Genomic DNA, 15,734 nt, shown 5'->3' on the forward strand with positions numbered 1-15,734 from the left:
GCCACCACCGGGAGTCAAAAGCCCTACTCAGGTGGGTGGTCACCACAGCAGCGCGCACGTCGACCAAGCGTGACCGACCCGGGACCCGACCCGTCAACCCACACCCGCACGCTGCCGTGTGTTCTCCGCTACGCTTCGCCCACACGCTCCGACCAGCCCGGTAACCCGTACTCGCTACGCTCGCAACCGAACTGGCCTCTGGCGCACACGGGTCCTATGGGTTGACAGTCCACCCCGGCCGGTCCCACCAACTCCGACGTTCGCAACCCCGCGAACCCAATCGAAGGAGTCACCATGGCCTGGACCATCACCAACATCGACGTCACCCCGGCAGCCCGCGAGATCATCCGCGCCACCAACGTCCTCGACAGCGCCAGCACCGACAACCCGCCGGCACTCATCGACATCGCCAACATGCTCGACCTCAAAATGTCGGAATGGGCACTCGGACTCGCCGAACTCCTCACCAACAGCCACGCCATCATCGTCGCCGACGACGACAACCGAGAATGCCTCATCCTCACCACCACACCCATCTACGGCACGGCCTAGGCGCCCGAGCATGCCGCCCCGCTACGCGGGGCGGCGGCTTGCTCCCTCCCCTGCCCGTGCCTATGCAGTCGAGTGTTCGACCCTCCATAGGGATTCGCCATCTCCGATGCCAGGTAGTGGCCGATTCCTTGCGCGGTAACCCCTGTACTTTTGCCCAACGCCACCTTGTGGCGCTTATCGAAGCGGCCCAAGTCTGGGTCGATCAATACCGATTTCAATTCCGCTAGAGCGCTAGGTGATCGGTGTGCAGAAGCGTTCCGCAGTTTCGCCGTGAGTAGGATGATGAGATAGTGCTCGTGGTGCTTCAACCTCTTGACTCTATCCCGAAATGTCGGAGCGAGAATATCTGAATAGCGAAGCCAGTGTTTCTCGTAGTTCACCGTCAAGAACTTTGCATCCTTTTCCAGAAACCGGGCGATAGTCTCGCGTGAACTATGGGCTGCTAGCTCCTTCACCTGCGGATATACCCGGACTCCTCGCGCGATCGACAGCTCCGCCCGATCGTGTTTGGCCAGCTCGCTCGCGAGAACTGACGTGTCGTGCACTAGCGCGTCGGTGATCCAGCGTGAGGCGAATAGTTGCCAGGCCACCACAGCTTGGACCAATGAGCTCTCATCTATCAGTTCTAGGTGCTTTGTTTCCAATGTTGTTTCAAACCCGGCTGCTTTCATCTTTTTACGGTCATCCCACAGGTAGAGCGCGACATCAGCGTGGACGTATAAGTCGTCCATTTGTTGTTGAAATTGGTTGATCAGCTTATCCATGTTCGGTTTGTTCGGCATGGTCGCAAACGATACGACAAGAACAACTACTAGTGCTGCCGCGACACCAAGCCCTCCCGGACCCGCGTCGCTCCCGCACAATCACCTTCCCTGCCACGTGCGTCCGGTGTGGTCGCGTCGAGCCTGACTGCTGGCAGTACGGCTGTGCGGCACCTTCTCTGTCGGCTGCGCCGCCACTCTGACAGGACCGGGACTGCGTCCCGGAACGAGGGGTGTGCGGCTGCGCCGCACGGGCAGGGGTTTGTTGCCCCCTTCCATTCTCGTACCTCTGGTCGGCCCGGCGACAAGGGCCGCGAAAAACTAATCCGCCCTACGGGTTTGCAGGGCTGCGCCCCGGATGACTTTTTCGCTGTGAACACCCTTGCACCGACCTCCCGCCGGCGACGAGATGGCAGGTGTCAAACAAACCACCCGGCCGCAGGAGGAACCCACGATGGCACGCCCGACCCGCAACGGCACCCAGCGCGACGTCTTCACCAACACCAGCCGCACCCACCAGAACCGCCACACCATCCGCGCCGCCAAGCGCCAGGCCAACCGCCAGGACCGCGCCGCCGCCCGCCGCGACCTCCACGCCCACTGACCGACCCACCTCACCCCAGACTCGAAGGAGCACATCATGACCACCAGCCGCGCCGCACTGACCACCATCCCCACGACCCTCAGCGACGGCACCCGCGCCCGCATCATCGGACGCGTCGACGCCTTTCCCGGGCACCCCGACCCCGGGACCCCGGTCGAACTACTCACCGCCGGCACCAGTGAGCCGGTCACTGACCTCGACGGCCCGCTGTTCGCGCTCGTGTCGGTGACGTGGGCAACCGAGGTGACCACCGTCAACGCCCACACCGGCGCCTCACGCACCAAGTACGTGCCCGGCCTGCTCGGTAGCCCGATGGGTACCAGCTGGTACCTCGCCATGGTCTCCCCCGGTGAGCACGGTTTCACCCTCACCGGCCGTCACGCCGCCGGACACCGCACCGCGACCCTGCCCGACCTGGACGGCATCGACGCCCCCCGACAGGTGAAAGTCCATGACTTCGCCCTGCACCGCTGACCACCCACACCCACCACCAGGAGAGGACCCCAACCCATGACCGAAATCACGATCACCCACACCGCCGCCGACGGCACCCTCGCCGACGGCATGGTCCGAGGTGGCGGCACCTACGAACTGTTGAAGGCGAACGGGTTTCGCTGGTTTCGTTCGCTCGGACTGATGGGCATTCAGTCCAGCCGTGACCGCCAGCCCAACGAACACAAGATCAGCCGCGCCGCCCGCGCTCTCGAGGAGGCCGGCCACACCGTCACCGTCGAGATCGACCGCACCCACCGCGACCCCGCCGAGGCCGAAGCCGACCGCGCCGCGCGTCAGGCCGAGCGGGTCGCCGCACTCGAGAACAAAGCCGACCGCCGCGCCGCCGACGCCGAGGCCGCATGGAACGCCGAGCAGCGCGCAACGGCCGCACTGCCCCCAGGCGGGGAGCCGGTCAAGGTCGGCCATCACAGCGAAGGCCGGCACCGCCGCGCGATCGACCGCGCACACACTGCCCTCGGCAAAGCCGTAGCCGCCGACCGCGACGCCGACCACGCCGCCAACCGCGCCGAATCCGCCGCCCGCACGACCGAACTCCGCAACAGCCCGGTCACCGTCGCGAACCGGATCCGCTGCTTCACGGCGGGGGCGTAGCCTTCGGTCTCGCCGTTGGTGATGTTCGGTCCGCCGTTTGCCAGCACGCAGCCGTAGCCGCAGTTGTAGGCGTTGAGCACGATGTCGAGCAGATCGCCCTTGATCCGGCCCGAGGCCAGGTCCTTTTTCGCCTGCGCGACTGTGTCGCAATCGAATTTGGCTTGGGCCATGATCGCGTCCGGAGGATCGAACGGTGAGGCGGTGCCGTTGCCGTTGGCATCGACGGCATACGACGGCCACGTGTAGGGCATGAACTGTGAGAGTCCCTGTGCGCCTGCCGGGCTGACCGCCCGCGGGTTCCACCCGGACTCCACCTCGATCTGCGCGGCGATCACCGGGGCGGAGATTTCCGGGCATCGCTTGCCCGCCTTGATCACCCACGGTTCGAACTCGGGCGGCACCGTTCCGGTCTTCAACCCGGCCTGAGAGTATCCGCCCGAGGAGTCTTCCTCGGTGGGGGCGTTGTAGCTCGCGGCAACGAAAAAGACGACGATCAGCACAGGCACCAGGAACACCGCTCCCAGTACCGTGGCGATCGTCGCCTTGTTCATGTTCACTGCTCCCCAGCTGATGGACTAACCTGCGCCTGGCTCGGTGAGTCAGGCAGTGACCTCGGTGGCCGCGCCCTGTGCTGGTCGGTGATGCACTCCCATACATCGCCGTCCGCCGGGCGCAGTCGCCGCTGCGCGTCGTCAGCTCATGACGCCTCGATCCGGCCGAGTAGCCACTTGGCCAAGAAGACGGTGGCGGTGTCACCCTGGGCGTTGACCGGCCGGCGGTCATACGCCTGATGCACACCAAGAAGGCTGTAGCTGGCCACCTGAACCACCTGTGTCGCAAGCTCATCCGGCTTGACCAGCGACAGGAAGGCGTCGTACTCGGGCATCTTCACGACGCGGCCGATGTCATCGAGCATCGACGATGCGAACACCACCCGCGCCAGTGCCAGCGGGATTGCATAGGGGTTGGTCGCGCCGGCCACACCGATCTGCGTGGCGGCGTTGATCACCGACACCACAGCCCGGTTGATGTCCTCGGGGTTGGCCGAGGCGACGTTGGTCAGCAAGGTTTTCACTCGGCCCGACACATACGGTCCGATGTCCTGGCTGCGTAGGTTCAGCAGCGGCACCACCGCCTGAATCGCTTTGCTCTTACCGGTCAGCGCGCAGATCGCATCGCCCTCGGCGCAGAACGACGTCACCCGGTCGGCCAGCGTGCCGAATCCGTCCGGGCGGGCACCCACCGCGCCCTGGCCGGCGACGTTCGGCCCGACGAAGGTCTCCGACCCTGGCAACACCTGCGGTGTCGGCGCCGGGGCCTCTGAGTCCAGGTTCGCCGTGGTCGGCGTCCGCGCCGGGTCCGAGAGCAACCCGCCAGCGAGAATGCGATCAGCTTCGACAGGCCCACGCCCGTTGCCAATGTCCGAGAACACGTCCCCGAGCACCAGCGATCCCTGCGAGTAGCCCAGACCAGCGAACTTCGCCGACGGGCAGGCTTTACTCAGTTCGGTCAAGCGTGCTTTGAGGGCGGCGGTCCCGTTAGCCCGTGACTGTCCCAACGTCAGCGGGTCGTTCTTCACCACACCAGCGATCGGGCCGCCCACCTGTGCCACATACGGGATCTGCTCAAAGCCAACGCTTTTGCCGATCGCGCCGCCGTCAATGCTCGCAGTGCCCGAAGGGGCTAGGGAATCGCTGTCCTCACCGTCTGGGGCGGGGGCTGAGGTGGTCGGGGTGTCGTCGACCAGCTGAATACGGGGTTTGACCGACGCACCATTCGATGCCGGCTGCAGAGTAGGCAACGCCCCAGTCGTCGGCAGCGTCGTTCCCGGAAGCTGCTGCCCGTCAGGAAGAGTCGGGCTCGACTGCGAGGACATCTGCCCTGCCGTGTCCAGCAGACCGCCCACCAGTGAACTCACCGCACCGCCACTCGACGGCGCGCCGTTCGGCTCCTGCCCGATCTGCACCGGCGCGGCCGTAGGACCAACGATGGGCGTCCCCCGCTCCACCGCCGCCCGCACCGGGTTGGTGACCTTCGACAGCATTCCCGGAACCACATCGCGGCGTGCCTTGGCGTTGGTCTCCCACGTACCCGGCACCGCAAGAACGAATACGTCCTTGCAGTCGACCCGGGCAGCCGCCGTCCCTGCGCCGCCCAACGGCGCTGCCGTCAGAAGTACCGGCACGATCACCGCCAGCGCGATCGACGCCGCGCTCGCGCGCCGCGTCACCACACACCGCCGCAAGAAACAGGACGAGACGCCCGCCACGCCCGACGCCACACACTCAGGTCATCCTCCGGGCCAGTGGGCACCAGCAAATGACCCACCGCACAACGGGATTCCGAACCGAGCAGGGCGTCGGGGCTGGCCTCCGAGCCGATGACGCACACCATTCCCGGGTGCCGGGCGGCGCACTCGAACGATGTCCGGCCCAGAAGTTGTACCCCGGAAATCGCGGAGTCGGCTTCGCGCCGACCCTGGGTACTGCTCACAACATGTGTCACGTCGCATCCTCGCTGTCCGAACGGCAGCAGCAGGAACGACGAACCCGACATTCAACAGTCAACAGCGGCGGTAGACTATGAACGCCAAGCTCGCTGCCGCTCCTACGGCAACCGAGCTGGGTATCCAAAAGGCGCTCGAGACCGGGGCGAGGTTAGACGGCAAATCTGGGCCTCGCCCCGGTCGCGGGTCACACCAAGCCTCTTCTGTGTGATGGTCTTGAATGGGGCTGCAAACCGCGCCATACGTGAGTGCACGGCCGCCGCAGACTTACCCTGGAACCATCATGAGAGGGAGTAGGCGCATCCACGGCACTAATATAACGCGCATATGTAAGCGCGTCCATACGTTCGGTAGCGCGCGTCGTGTCTGACCCTCAGTATTTCGCCGACGTCATACACCGTCGGCGAAAAGACCTGGGGCTAAGCCTCGCCGCTGTGGTCGCGGGGGGCGGCCCGTCAGAGCCGACAATGGTGCGTATCGAGAGCGGTCACACGCCACCCCTGCGGGCGCCTACATTCAAGAAGCTTGACCACATCTTGCGGTGGCCAGAGGGTAGCGCCCGAAGTGTTTACGCAGGTGGGGAACCTCTTGCTGATGAACTTGGGGATGACGCCGGACGCAGGGCATCGGTTGCCCGGGGAGACCTTCAGGTGGCCGTCGGGACGCTGACCGCACTTGTAGAGGCCACGAACTCTATAGCCGCGGCCGCAGCTCACTACGAGCGGAACGGCGGTCCATTGACCTCCGCCGTTGCAGAACTGCGTTCCGCGCTGTCGCCGTTGGTAGGCAGAGTGGTTTCCGCCATGTTGTCCTCGAACTCCGGCGAAGGGGTACCGGCAGCGAGAGTGGCGCAAGCCGTGGAGGCCTTTATGGCACAGCCCCCCGACGATGAGACGCCGGCACGAACTGCCGCGAACGTCGAGCGTAGAGAGCTCTATTCACGGTTGATACCCTCTACTCGTTCAGAGGAGCGAACCAGCGATGCACAACAAGAAAGTGGGGACCCGGACGATGATGACGCCAGCTGACCGCGTGAAGTGCGCGATGAGCGTGTTCCGACTGTCGCCCGTGGAGGTGCGCGAGCTGACCGGGGCTAGTGATAGCTCCCTGGACGGCGGCGACCTTCCCGAGGAAGCTATCGCGCGTTTTGCCGAGCATCTCGAACTGCCGCAGGAGTGGTTCCGCGGGGCTGACCCCACCATGGACTCAGAAATGCTCTTGCTGGAGGCCCTTGTTAAGAGCGGGCCGGAAAACCTGAAACTTCGCGGGCGGGCACATCCGTCTGACGATCCGTCATAGGGTCTACCTGCCGCGCGAGTCGAAGCACTTCCGCCGGCGTTGTGGCGACGTCGTTCTGGTTCAGGTCGTCGCCGCCTTTGCCGTGGAGGAACACAAGAGCGTCGATGCACTCGGTAATCATCCGGACTGTCGCCTCATCGCGATCGAGCGGAACAGCTGGGTCTAACCGCACGGAAGGAACTCGCTCGACCAGATGCTGCCAGAGGATCGGCAGCCCTCGTAACGCTGAGGCGAGATCGGAATCGGTAGGCCGTTGTCGCGCCGACCAGTTCACCAAACCGGCCAGCGCGATCGCCGTCATACCAAGTGTGAAGTAGGCAAACACGTTGCCATTGCTGTCCCGTTGCAAACGCTCAGCGGTACTGGCAGGTCCCCGATAACCGGTCCAGTCGGTCCTAGAGCCAGTTCTTACTTGCGGTCGGTCAGTCGATCTCGCAGCCCACGGGGTGGTGCTGGTGGGTGCATCGGGCAGCGTACTCGGCCGGGGTCTTGTAGCCCAGCGCTGAGTGGCGGTGTCGGTGGTTGTGGTCGTCTTTGAAGTCTTCGATGACCACGCGGGCCTCCAACAGGGTGGGCCAGCAGTTGCGGTTCAAACACTCGTCGCGCAACCGGTTGTTGAACGACTCGATGAACCCGTTGTTCCACGGCGTGCCAGGCGGAATGTAGGAGATCCCCACCGACCCTGCACAGAACGTCTGGAGGGCCTCAGAGATGAACTCAGGGCCGTTGTCCATGCGCAGCACCTTCGGTGGGCCACCCCAGATCGCGAAGGTCTTCTTCAACTCCTCGATCAACCGGTCGGCGGCGATCGAGCGATCCACAATGTTGAGCAGCGACATCCGGGTGTGTTCATCGACCATGGACGCGATCTTGATCTTGTGTCCGTCGACAGTGGAGTCGAACTGAAAGTCCAATGCCCACACCACTTTCGGTGCGTCCGCGGTGACAATCGGCACCGACGACTGGCCGGCCCGTTTACGCCGCGGCGCCCGGCGCACCTGCAATCCTTCTTCCTTCCACAGCCGGTGGACCTTCTTCTTGTTCACGGTGTCGCCTTCGTCGAAACGCAGCCAGGCCCACGCCCGACGGAACCCGTGGCGTGGGTTCTGACGGGCGTAGGTTCGTAGCTGCTGGCGCAGGCCAGCATCCGGGTCAGCCGGGGTGTGCGCTTGCGGCAGTTGACGATACGCTGAACGAGCAAGCCCAACAACCTTGCACGCCTTGCGTTCTGACATGTTCATCACGTCTTTGAGCATGTCGATGGCGGCGCGTTTGGCGGTTGGGCTCAGAATTTTCCCTTGGCGATCTCCCGTAGCGCGTCCTTCTCCAACTCGGCATCGGCGAGCAGCCGCTTGAGCCGGCCGTTCTGCTCACGCAGCTCCTTGAGCTCCTTGGCCGCGTCACCGTCCATGCCGCCGTACTGGCGGCGCCAGTTGTACAACGTCGCTGCCGACACCTCGAGGTCGGCGGCGATCTCCTCGCCGGTCTTGCCCTGCGCCGCCAACTCGTCAGCCCGGCGCAACTTGCGCACAATGTCCTCTGCCGAGTGGCGCTTGCGTCCTGCCATGATCCTCATCGTCCCTTCTCTGCCCTCAACAGGGCAATCAGGACTCTAAAACAGACCGGACCGGTTCACGGGGGACATGCCAGTACCGATTGTCCCCGTCGCGTGAGCAACGGCGTACCACAACAGGCTCAGGGAGTTCAGTCCCGTGGTAACGAAGATCCCGATTCCCGTCGCGATAATCGCGGCCGGGGGCCGTTCGTTGCGATCGTGGGACCGCAACGCCAGTATCACGTGCGCGAGCGCGTACCCGTCGCCAAGCACGATGGCCCCGGCGTACACGACGAAATAGGCAATCGACCACCCTGGGCTTGCTGCCTCGATTGGCAGCTCGCGATCACCCGCTGCTGCGTCAAGGACGATCAGCACAGCCGACGTGGCCAGCCATACGGCAAGTGCGCGCAAGATGATTCGTCTAGTACGTCGGACCGAACGGCCTGCCCATGCTGTGCGCGCGTCCCGGACGGCCGCCGCGGCCACCAGGGCCGCGGCGATGGTGAAGATCTGTGCCGCTACGCGAACCGCACGCGCGTCGATCAGGGACACCAGTGCGTCATTGACCACGCCCATCTTGATCAGATCGGCTACCGCGAAGCAGGCGACCAGCACTGTGAACCAGCGCGCTGAAGCTGACCGCATCAGCATTGCTCGCGCAGCAACAATCGCGAATGTCCATGGCCATGAGAAAGTCCCCATTGGTGGCCAGGTCGAGGTCCCCGCTGGTGGCCAGATAAAAGTCCCCACCCTGTGTTCGTCGTGTCGACCCGGAACTGAGGGCCCAGGCGATGACGGTGAAGGTGCCAACCGATCACCATCACCGCCTGGGAGTTCCATTGAAGTCTGCGAAGGACCGTATGGACATCATTTCTGCTTACCGAGAACTCGGAAGCTATCGCGCCGCAGCCGAGGTGTGCGGCACCACCCACAAGACCGTCAAGCGTGTGGTCGACCGGTTCGAGGCCGACGATCAACCACCCGACCGCAAGGAACGGGCCCGCAACTACGATGCGGTCGCCGAGTTGGTCGCTGAGCGAGTCGAGCGGTCACACGGCCGGATCACCGCCAAGCGACTGCTGCCGGTAGCACGTGCCGCGGGCTATGAGGGCTCGGCCCGCAACTTCCGTCGTCTCGTCGCCCAGGAGAAAACACAGTGGCGCCGTGATCATCATCGTGGCCGCCGCCCGGCGGTGTGGGCTCCGGGTGACTACCTGGTCATCGATTGGGCCGCTATCGGCGGGCTGCACATGTTCTGCGCGGTGTTGGCGTTCTCGCGGTGGCGGTTCGTTCGGTTCGCCACCAACGAAACATCCATCACCACACTCGGATTCATCGCCGAAGCGTTAGAAGAGATCGGTGGAGTGCCCAACAAGGTACTCGCTGATCGGATGGGTTGCCTCAAAGGTGGAGTCGTCGCCAACGTCGTCGTACCCACCCCCACGTATGTGCGGTTTGCCACCCACTACGGGTTTTCCCCGGACTTCTGTCACGGCGCCGATCCGGAATCGAAAGGGATCGTGGAGAACCTCTGCGGGTACGCGCAGTCGGATCTGGCGCAGCCGTTGTGGACCGAAGCCAAGATCGCTGCTGGTCGTGACGACGTGCAGCTGGATGTGCACGCAGCGAACCGGGCCGCGCGGGACTGGTGTGTCGAGGTCAACACCCGCCGTCACAGCGACACACTGTGCGTGCCTGCTGACCAACTCACGATCGAACGAGACACATTGAGCCCGTTGCCGTCTCTGCGGGCCCAGGTCGGTCCACCGCCGGTCACCCGTAAGGTCGATCGCCTCTCGTGTATCCGGTACGCCTCGGCCCGCTACTCGGTACCCAACCGGCTCATCGGCACCACCGTGACCCTCATCCAGGACGGTGAGCGGCTCCTGATCGCCGAACCTGCCTCCGGTGAGGTGGTCGCCGATCATCTGTTGGCCGCACCTGGTGAGGTCGTCCTCAACGATGATCACTACGGGGGGCCACGCACCCCGCCCAGTCGTGCACCACGGCCCAAAACTGCGGTAGAGAAACAGTTCTGCGATCTCGGTGAGGTTGCTGAGCAGTTCCTGGTCGGTGCCGCGGCCATCGGGAACACCCGCCTGGGCGGTGAACTCGATGACATCCTCGGGCTCGTCACCTCCCACGGCCGCGAACAGGTGCTCACCGCTCTGACCAGGGCGGTGGCGTTCCGGAGGTTCAAGGCCGCCGATGTGCGCTCGATCCTCGATGCCGGAGCCGGCACCCCCAACCCGCGACCGGCCGGCACAGCACTGTTGGGTCACCTGCCTACCGCGCCCACCCGCTCGCTGGATGCCTACAAGCTGGGCGCCGGCGACAAGGAGGTGTCATGACCACCACAACATCGACACCCGTTGCACCTCAGACAGTGCCGCCGCTACCGGCCGACCTCGATCACGCGCTACGCCGATTGAAACTGGCCTCGATCCGCCGCAGCGCACCCGAGGTCCTGCTCACCGCGAAAACCCAGCGGTGGACACCCGAAGAAGTACTGCGAACCCTGGTGGAAACCGAGATCGCCGCTCGTGATGCCTCCAACATCCGCAACCGACTAAAAGCTGCCGGGTTCCCGGTCACCAAAACCTTGGAATCGTTCGACGTGGCCGCATCCTCTATTCCGGCCAATACCTTCGAATACCTGTCTTCACTGGAATGGGTTCGGGCGCAACATAATGTCGCCCTGATCGGCCCTGCCGGGACGGGTAAGAGTCACACCCTGATCGGGCTGGGGATCGCCGCAGTGCACGCCGGACACAAAGTGCGGTACTTCACCGCCGCCGACCTCGTGGAGACCCTGTATCGCGGGCTGGCCGACAACACCGTCGGCAGAACCATCGACACCCTGCTGCGCCAAGATCTGCTCATCCTCGACGAGATCGGATTCGCCCCGCTCGACGACACCGGCACCCAACTGCTGTTCCGGCTCGTCGCCGGCGCCTACGAACGCCGATCTCTCGCGATCGCCAGCCACTGGCCCTTCGAACAATGGGGACGATTCCTGCCCGAACACACCACCGCCGCCAGCATCCTCGACCGGCTCCTGCACCACGCCACCATCGTCATCACCGACGGCGACTCCTACCGCATGACACACCGAACGGAGGTGCCACCGACCTAGAACATCCCGCACAGGGTGGGGACTTTTACCTGGCCACCAGCGGGGACATCAAACTGGCCGTTGACACGCGAACGCGGCTACGACAATGAGAATGTCTAACCACAGTGGGATGGTATTTCTCATCGAGGTCCCAAGAAGGTTGTCACGACCGAAGAGTCCGACACCAAGCTCTGGTAGGTGCTTAAGGAGTTGAAGTCCGCATCTGAGACGAGGGTCAGTACCAGGAGCTTGCTGGCTAGGGTCTCGGCGGCACGTTCGTCAGGGTTGTCGAAGTGAGAGTCTGCGAGTCCGTGAGCGCGTTCGGATAAAGGTCGCTGCTCAAACGATGCGTTCTCCAAGGCCCGGATTACCGCCGCGCGCGGCACTCTCGTGATCATTGCGAGGATGTCGCGGACATCTGGCGCGTCCGAGTGCGCACAGGTGTGGTCGAGGAACAGATGCGCAAGTTCGTGCGTGATCGTAATGCGTCTCCGCCACTCGCCGTCTGAGTCGGCATAGAAGATGTCAGCTCGGTTGTTGTCGTCGTCTCTCGCGACGACGCCGGAGACAGATGTGAGCCCCCGCAATGGGGTCAGCTGTATCTCCTTGCCGGTTCTTGCTGCGCAGTAGGCGCTCAGATCCTCAATAGTCCGAGCACGTCGACGTACGGCTCCGCGGACAATGAGGCGAATCAGCATCCGGTCACGAATCTTCACTGCGCGAACGCCTTCCGGAGTAGAGCGTGCACAGCGAGATGATCAGGTGGGGCCGTCACGAACTTGTGTGTGGTGTCTGACCGCCGAGAAGCCCGACCTCTCAGCACCGGAGTTCCTGAGGAGCGGTCTACCACCGCCCGTGCGTCAGAGGTTGTTGCGCCGCCCTCGCCCAGCAGAACCATTGCCGCCACCGTGTCATGGGCCGGCACCCGCCATCCCGGGCCACTGGCGGCATAGCCGTAAGAAGCTGCCCGGCTGGCGCCGTAGCCTTCGCTCACCGCACGCATAGTTTTGCCAAATTCTGACTCGCCGAACACATCCGCGCTCAACAGAACATGTCTGGTCACGTCGATGCCGACCCATGTGATCGGCAGCGCACTGGCCGCGATCTCCGCAGTCGCCGAAGGATCATGCCGGGTGTTGGTATCGCCGGTCTCGTCGAGCCATGCCGACCGAGGCGTGAGCCCCTGGCCCGCCATCACGACTATTCGGTCTAGCGACCGCAATGCCTCGGGCGCAGCGCGGTACGCGGCCGCGACGTTCGTCAGTGGAGCAATCGCAAGCAACCGTCCACCCTTGCCTGCTCGCTCGGCGAAGCGAACGATCGTACTGACCGCTGTGTCGCTACTCCGCGACCTCTCAGCCGGTGACAGGTAGAAGACACCTCCCATCCCGTCCGGCCCGTGAACATCAGAGGGCGACCAGGATGCCGGCGGGTCGTTGTACGCGGGGGTTACCCCAGTTTGGGCTGCTTTCGTTCTTTGAAGGATGTACCTGGCGTTTGCTGCTGCTTGTAGAGCCGAGCAGTTCCCCCAGGTGGTAGAGACGCTTGCGACGTTGATTTCCTGGCCTAGTACCGCCAGCGCGAGCGCGTCATCAACACCGCAGTCTGTGTCAATGTGCACAACCCCGTTGAAAGACGTCATCCCCATCCTCTTACGTTAGTGTGTATGTAAGTGCGGTCTACAGAATTGGCCCTTACGTTAACGGCGTGTCGCCCCCGTCCGGGGGTTTTGTGTAGCCAGAATGGCAGGCATGGCAGGACGCCCCCGAAAGGACCCAACCGGAGCGGACCTTGCGCCGATGAACCTTAAGGTCCTCGCGCAGGTCAAAGAGACGGCAGTAGCCGCCGCACTATCTCGTGGTCTGACGCTGACGGACTACGTCTGCCTGCTGATCGCTGAGGACAACCGAGATCGGTTGCCCTCGACGGTCGTGCCGATGCGTCAGGAGGTACTGAAGCTGCGCGACAGCGCATAACTGAAATGACGAACGCCCCCGGCGGCAACCGAGGGCGTTCGTGAAGTTTGAGGGGCGAGGCGGCAATCTCGCTCCCTGATCCCCGGAGGGACAGTCTGTGTCGGACTGGTCTCAGGATAGCGCGCACCCTTTTGCTCGCGCTAGTTCTGATGAATGCGTGTCGGATCACGACTCGGTTACTGAGTCGCGGTGGGCCGAGGTGTACCGGGTGATGCCCGCTCCCGGTGGCGAAGCATTCGCTTTGGCGGGCACTGCGACGGCGAACAAGGCGCGCCGGGAGCGCAGCGGCAACCCGATTGAGCTGATCACCGAGGCAGAGCGTGCTGGCGGTGGCAAGGCCATTTGGGCGGTTGTGGCCCCGATCCGCAGCGATCTGCTGGTCATCGACCTCGACCGATGCGCTGAGCAGGTGTGGCCGCGGCTGCGCGGTGTGCTCGGCGATTATGCCGCGACCACCGCCTACCTCGCCAAGTCTGGTAGCCCGGACTCGCTGCACGTGATGCTCAAATGCGCCTCGTCTGCTTCTGACCGCGGGGTACGCGAGTTCCTTGCTGATTTGCGCCGCCAGCTCAACCTGTCGGCTCGCCGCATCGATGTGCTGAGCCCAGGGCATCTGCTCCGTCTGCCAGGCAGCGCGTCACTGAAACCCGGCGGCCACCACTGCACACCGGTCAACGATGACCTCGAACCCATCACCGCCGTCCAGACCGCCGCACGGTTGCGTGCGGCCCTCGGCAGTGATGAGCCAGGGCCGGTGCAGGCGACGTTTACCCGCCACGACGACGGGTGGTGTGTGCAGCTCGACGCCGAGGTGTACCGCCCCGGACTCGAGGTAGAGGTCCACCGTCGCGACGGTCAGGTCAAGCGGGTGCGTATCGGCGCGGTCGTCGCCCATGCCGGCGACCGGGTCCGTGCCGCGATCACTGAAGACCTCACCCCCCACTCCCCCACCCCGGGTCCGATGGTCGCGCTGTCGGCGGTCGCGCAGATGCACGAACTCGCTCCCGACACCGACGGTGCGGGCGAATTGCAGTGGCAGGCACCGCGCGCCTGGCGGCGCCGGACGCCCATCTCCGCCGAGCAGTGGCGCGTCCTCAACGACACCGGAGGTGAGGACCGCTCCGCTGCGGCGACGGCCGCGGCGTGGGTGCTGTGGGACGTCGGTCTGCGTTCGTTTGCTGCGGTGCGCTGGTTCTATGCGCACTGCCCTGCCTTCGCCAAGTTCCGTGACCGTGACGGTGACCGCCGGCGCGCCCGGTCAGCGTGTGCCGCGCACTGGCAGAGCATCGCCGAGCGCGCGAGCAGCCATCGGCCGCCGCTGGACCCCGCCGACCAGTCCCTCGTCGATGACGCGCTGGCCGAGGTCGCCACTTGGGATGAACCCGAGTTGGTCGCGGCCGCAGTTGCGGTCATCACCCACAGGTTCACCGATGGCCACGGCCTCGTCGATCGTCCGATCGCCAAACGCTGCCTCGCGACTTGGATGTCGGTATGCGACAGCCGCGCATTCGTCCACCTCCAACGCCTCCAGGAGCGTGGCCTGCTCTTTCGGACCCGAGACTGGCGCGACGGCCCAGCCAACGAGGCTGCCTTGTACTCGCTGCGGGTGCCAGACGAGTTTTACCGGGGAAATGGTGCCCATGACGTCACAGACCCCATGCGGCTCCACCCGCTCTGGGGGCAACTAGGGCACCACGCTCACACCCTGTGGTCCCTGCTGTCCGCTCAAGACCAGGCGGCTACCACCCCCGAGGTGGCGACTAAGTCTCTCCTGCCCTCTGGCGGCACTGGATGGGGCGTCCTGGGTCTGCTCAACACCCTCGGTTCGTTGGGCCTGGTCACCCGGATTGGCACGGGGAAGGGAACCCGCTGGACAGTCACTCCCGCTCAGGCAGATCAGGGAGCTGTCGACTGCGCGGCTACCTCTAGCGGTGCGTTCGAGCGAGCGAAACAACTCCGCGCGCGGATCGTCGGCGAACGTAAGGCCTACCACGCCGAAGGACCAGGTGAGCGGGCTCGCATGCGGAGCGGGCTCACGGTTCTTCGGGACCGTCTAACCCACACCGATATAGCCGGACGGGAGCAAGGCAGCCTGTTCGTCACCGTGGCAGCCGAGACGTCTGGTCGCAGCCGCTACCGGTGGTCCGGTGCGCGGCCTGCGCCGCCACCCGAGACCGCGACTCTGCCCGATAGCTGAGGCCCCAGTCCCCATCTGGGGCCCCACCACGTCCATGCTGCTTCGCGATCGTCTCCACC

General features: G+C 64.5%; 15 protein-coding genes and 1 pseudogene. 9 read left to right on the plus strand and 7 right to left on the minus strand.

The genetic code is table 11. The features are described from left to right. Positions 1-294 precede the first annotated feature (294 nt). Positions 295-552 (plus strand): hypothetical protein, encoded by a 258-nt coding sequence (locus C5O27_RS22455; RefSeq protein WP_127963979.1) that lies wholly within the window; start codon positions 295-297, stop codon positions 550-552. On the opposite strand, the gene C5O27_RS22460 is transcribed toward C5O27_RS22455, so the two are convergent. After that, entirely contained in the window at positions 549-1,334 is a 786-nt protein-coding gene (locus C5O27_RS22460) for a hypothetical protein (RefSeq protein WP_127963981.1), read from the minus strand. The two genes, C5O27_RS22455 and C5O27_RS22460, sit on opposite strands and share 4 nt — an antisense overlap. 433 nt (positions 1,335-1,767) lie before the next feature. Here C5O27_RS22460 and C5O27_RS22805 point away from each other — a divergent pair, with 433 nt between their 5' ends. From C5O27_RS22805 to C5O27_RS22470, 3 genes are read left to right on the plus strand one after another with little or no spacing between them, the layout of a single operon-like run. Beyond that, on the plus strand, positions 1,768-1,917 hold the full coding sequence (locus C5O27_RS22805; protein ID WP_164905370.1) for a hypothetical protein: 150 nt from the start codon (positions 1,768-1,770) through the stop codon (positions 1,915-1,917). A gap of 36 nt (positions 1,918-1,953) precedes the next feature. Next, positions 1,954-2,391: a hypothetical protein gene (locus C5O27_RS22465; RefSeq protein WP_127963984.1), complete on the plus strand. Its 438-nt coding sequence runs from the start codon at positions 1,954-1,956 to the stop codon at positions 2,389-2,391. Positions 2,392-2,427: 36 nt separating this feature from the next. After that, the gene (locus tag C5O27_RS22470) at positions 2,428-3,024 is read left to right on the plus strand and encodes a DUF3560 domain-containing protein (protein ID WP_244216662.1); all 597 of its coding nucleotides are present in this window, start codon (positions 2,428-2,430) and stop codon (positions 3,022-3,024) included. A gap of 98 nt (positions 3,025-3,122) precedes the next feature. On the opposite strand, the pseudogene C5O27_RS22475 reads toward C5O27_RS22470, so the two are convergent. Both C5O27_RS22475 and C5O27_RS23085 read right to left on the minus strand, forming a co-directional pair. Then, a pseudogene (locus C5O27_RS22475) lies at positions 3,123-3,575 on the minus strand (lytic transglycosylase domain-containing protein); the annotation flags it as partial. 146 nt (positions 3,576-3,721) lie between these two features. Next, positions 3,722-5,254, minus strand: a complete 1,533-nt coding sequence (locus tag C5O27_RS23085; RefSeq protein WP_244216663.1) for a cutinase family protein — start codon at positions 5,252-5,254, stop codon at positions 3,722-3,724. A gap of 1,257 nt (positions 5,255-6,511) precedes the next feature. Between C5O27_RS23085 and C5O27_RS22485 the strand changes: the two genes are divergently transcribed. Beyond that, positions 6,512-6,829: a hypothetical protein gene (locus tag C5O27_RS22485; protein ID WP_127963986.1), complete on the plus strand. Its 318-nt coding sequence runs from the start codon at positions 6,512-6,514 to the stop codon at positions 6,827-6,829. Between the two features lie 422 nt (positions 6,830-7,251). Here C5O27_RS22485 and C5O27_RS22490 read toward each other — a convergent pair. Together C5O27_RS22490 and C5O27_RS22495 are read right to left on the minus strand one after the other, a co-directional pair. Then, positions 7,252-8,396 (minus strand): IS3 family transposase gene (locus C5O27_RS22490; protein ID WP_099047927.1). Its coding sequence is split into 2 segments (ribosomal slippage): positions 7,252-8,129 and positions 8,129-8,396, totalling 1,146 coding nucleotides; the frame shifts between segments, so codons are not numbered across the junction. Between the two features lie 45 nt (positions 8,397-8,441). Further along, positions 8,442-9,038: a hypothetical protein gene (locus tag C5O27_RS22495; RefSeq protein WP_127963989.1), complete on the minus strand. Its 597-nt coding sequence runs from the start codon at positions 9,036-9,038 to the stop codon at positions 8,442-8,444. Positions 9,039-9,226: 188 nt separating this feature from the next. Here C5O27_RS22495 and istA point away from each other — a divergent pair, with 188 nt between their 5' ends. After that, positions 9,227-10,738 (plus strand): IS21 family transposase, encoded by a 1,512-nt coding sequence (gene istA, locus C5O27_RS22500; protein ID WP_127962052.1) that lies wholly within the window; start codon positions 9,227-9,229, stop codon positions 10,736-10,738. Continuing rightward, positions 10,735-11,523 (plus strand): IS21-like element helper ATPase IstB, encoded by a 789-nt coding sequence (istB, locus tag C5O27_RS22505; protein WP_062394395.1) that lies wholly within the window; start codon positions 10,735-10,737, stop codon positions 11,521-11,523. Before istA ends, istB begins: the two co-directional genes overlap by 4 nt. A 119-nt stretch (positions 11,524-11,642) precedes the next feature. Here the strand turns inward: istB and C5O27_RS22510 are convergent, their stop codons facing one another. Both C5O27_RS22510 and C5O27_RS22515 read right to left on the minus strand, forming a co-directional pair. Continuing rightward, positions 11,643-12,218 (minus strand): ImmA/IrrE family metallo-endopeptidase, encoded by a 576-nt coding sequence (locus C5O27_RS22510; protein ID WP_127963991.1) that lies wholly within the window; start codon positions 12,216-12,218, stop codon positions 11,643-11,645. Then, positions 12,215-13,144: a nucleoside hydrolase gene (locus C5O27_RS22515; protein ID WP_164905371.1), complete on the minus strand. Its 930-nt coding sequence runs from the start codon at positions 13,142-13,144 to the stop codon at positions 12,215-12,217. Before C5O27_RS22515 ends, C5O27_RS22510 begins: the two co-directional genes overlap by 4 nt. Before the next feature lie 157 nt (positions 13,145-13,301). Here C5O27_RS22515 and C5O27_RS22810 point away from each other — a divergent pair, with 157 nt between their 5' ends. Together C5O27_RS22810 and C5O27_RS22520 are read left to right on the plus strand one after the other, a co-directional pair. Further along, entirely contained in the window at positions 13,302-13,478 is a 177-nt protein-coding gene (locus C5O27_RS22810) for a hypothetical protein (protein WP_164905372.1), read from the plus strand. A gap of 211 nt (positions 13,479-13,689) precedes the next feature. Next, a complete protein-coding gene (locus C5O27_RS22520; protein WP_244216658.1) occupies positions 13,690-15,675 on the plus strand; it encodes a hypothetical protein in 1,986 nt (661 codons plus the stop codon). Positions 15,676-15,734 lie beyond the last annotated feature (59 nt).

This window comes from Gordonia alkanivorans, assembly GCF_004011905.1.
Lineage (GTDB): Bacteria > Actinomycetota > Actinomycetes > Mycobacteriales > Mycobacteriaceae > Gordonia > Gordonia alkanivorans.

What these genes read in the sequence shown, in the direction of transcription:
- C5O27_RS22455 (WP_127963979.1), top strand. Translation starts at nt 295, where the DNA reads ATGGCCTGGACCATCACCAACATCGACGTCACCCCGGCAGCCCGCGAG.
- C5O27_RS22460 (WP_127963981.1), bottom strand. Translation starts at nt 1,334, where the DNA reads ATGCCGAACAAACCGAACATGGATAAGCTGATCAACCAATTTCAACAA.
- C5O27_RS22805 (WP_164905370.1), top strand. Translation starts at nt 1,768, where the DNA reads ATGGCACGCCCGACCCGCAACGGCACCCAGCGCGACGTCTTCACCAAC.
- C5O27_RS22465 (WP_127963984.1), top strand. Translation starts at nt 1,954, where the DNA reads ATGACCACCAGCCGCGCCGCACTGACCACCATCCCCACGACCCTCAGC.
- C5O27_RS22470 (WP_244216662.1), top strand. Translation starts at nt 2,428, where the DNA reads ATGACCGAAATCACGATCACCCACACCGCCGCCGACGGCACCCTCGCC.
- C5O27_RS22485 (WP_127963986.1), top strand. Translation starts at nt 6,512, where the DNA reads ATGCACAACAAGAAAGTGGGGACCCGGACGATGATGACGCCAGCTGAC.
- C5O27_RS22495 (WP_127963989.1), bottom strand. Translation starts at nt 9,038, where the DNA reads ATGCTGATGCGGTCAGCTTCAGCGCGCTGGTTCACAGTGCTGGTCGCC.
- istB (WP_062394395.1), top strand. Translation starts at nt 10,735, where the DNA reads ATGACCACCACAACATCGACACCCGTTGCACCTCAGACAGTGCCGCCG.
- C5O27_RS22515 (WP_164905371.1), bottom strand. Translation starts at nt 13,144, where the DNA reads ATGACGTCTTTCAACGGGGTTGTGCACATTGACACAGACTGCGGTGTT.
- C5O27_RS22810 (WP_164905372.1), top strand. Translation starts at nt 13,302, where the DNA reads ATGAACCTTAAGGTCCTCGCGCAGGTCAAAGAGACGGCAGTAGCCGCC.
- C5O27_RS22520 (WP_244216658.1), top strand. Translation starts at nt 13,690, where the DNA reads ATGCCCGCTCCCGGTGGCGAAGCATTCGCTTTGGCGGGCACTGCGACG.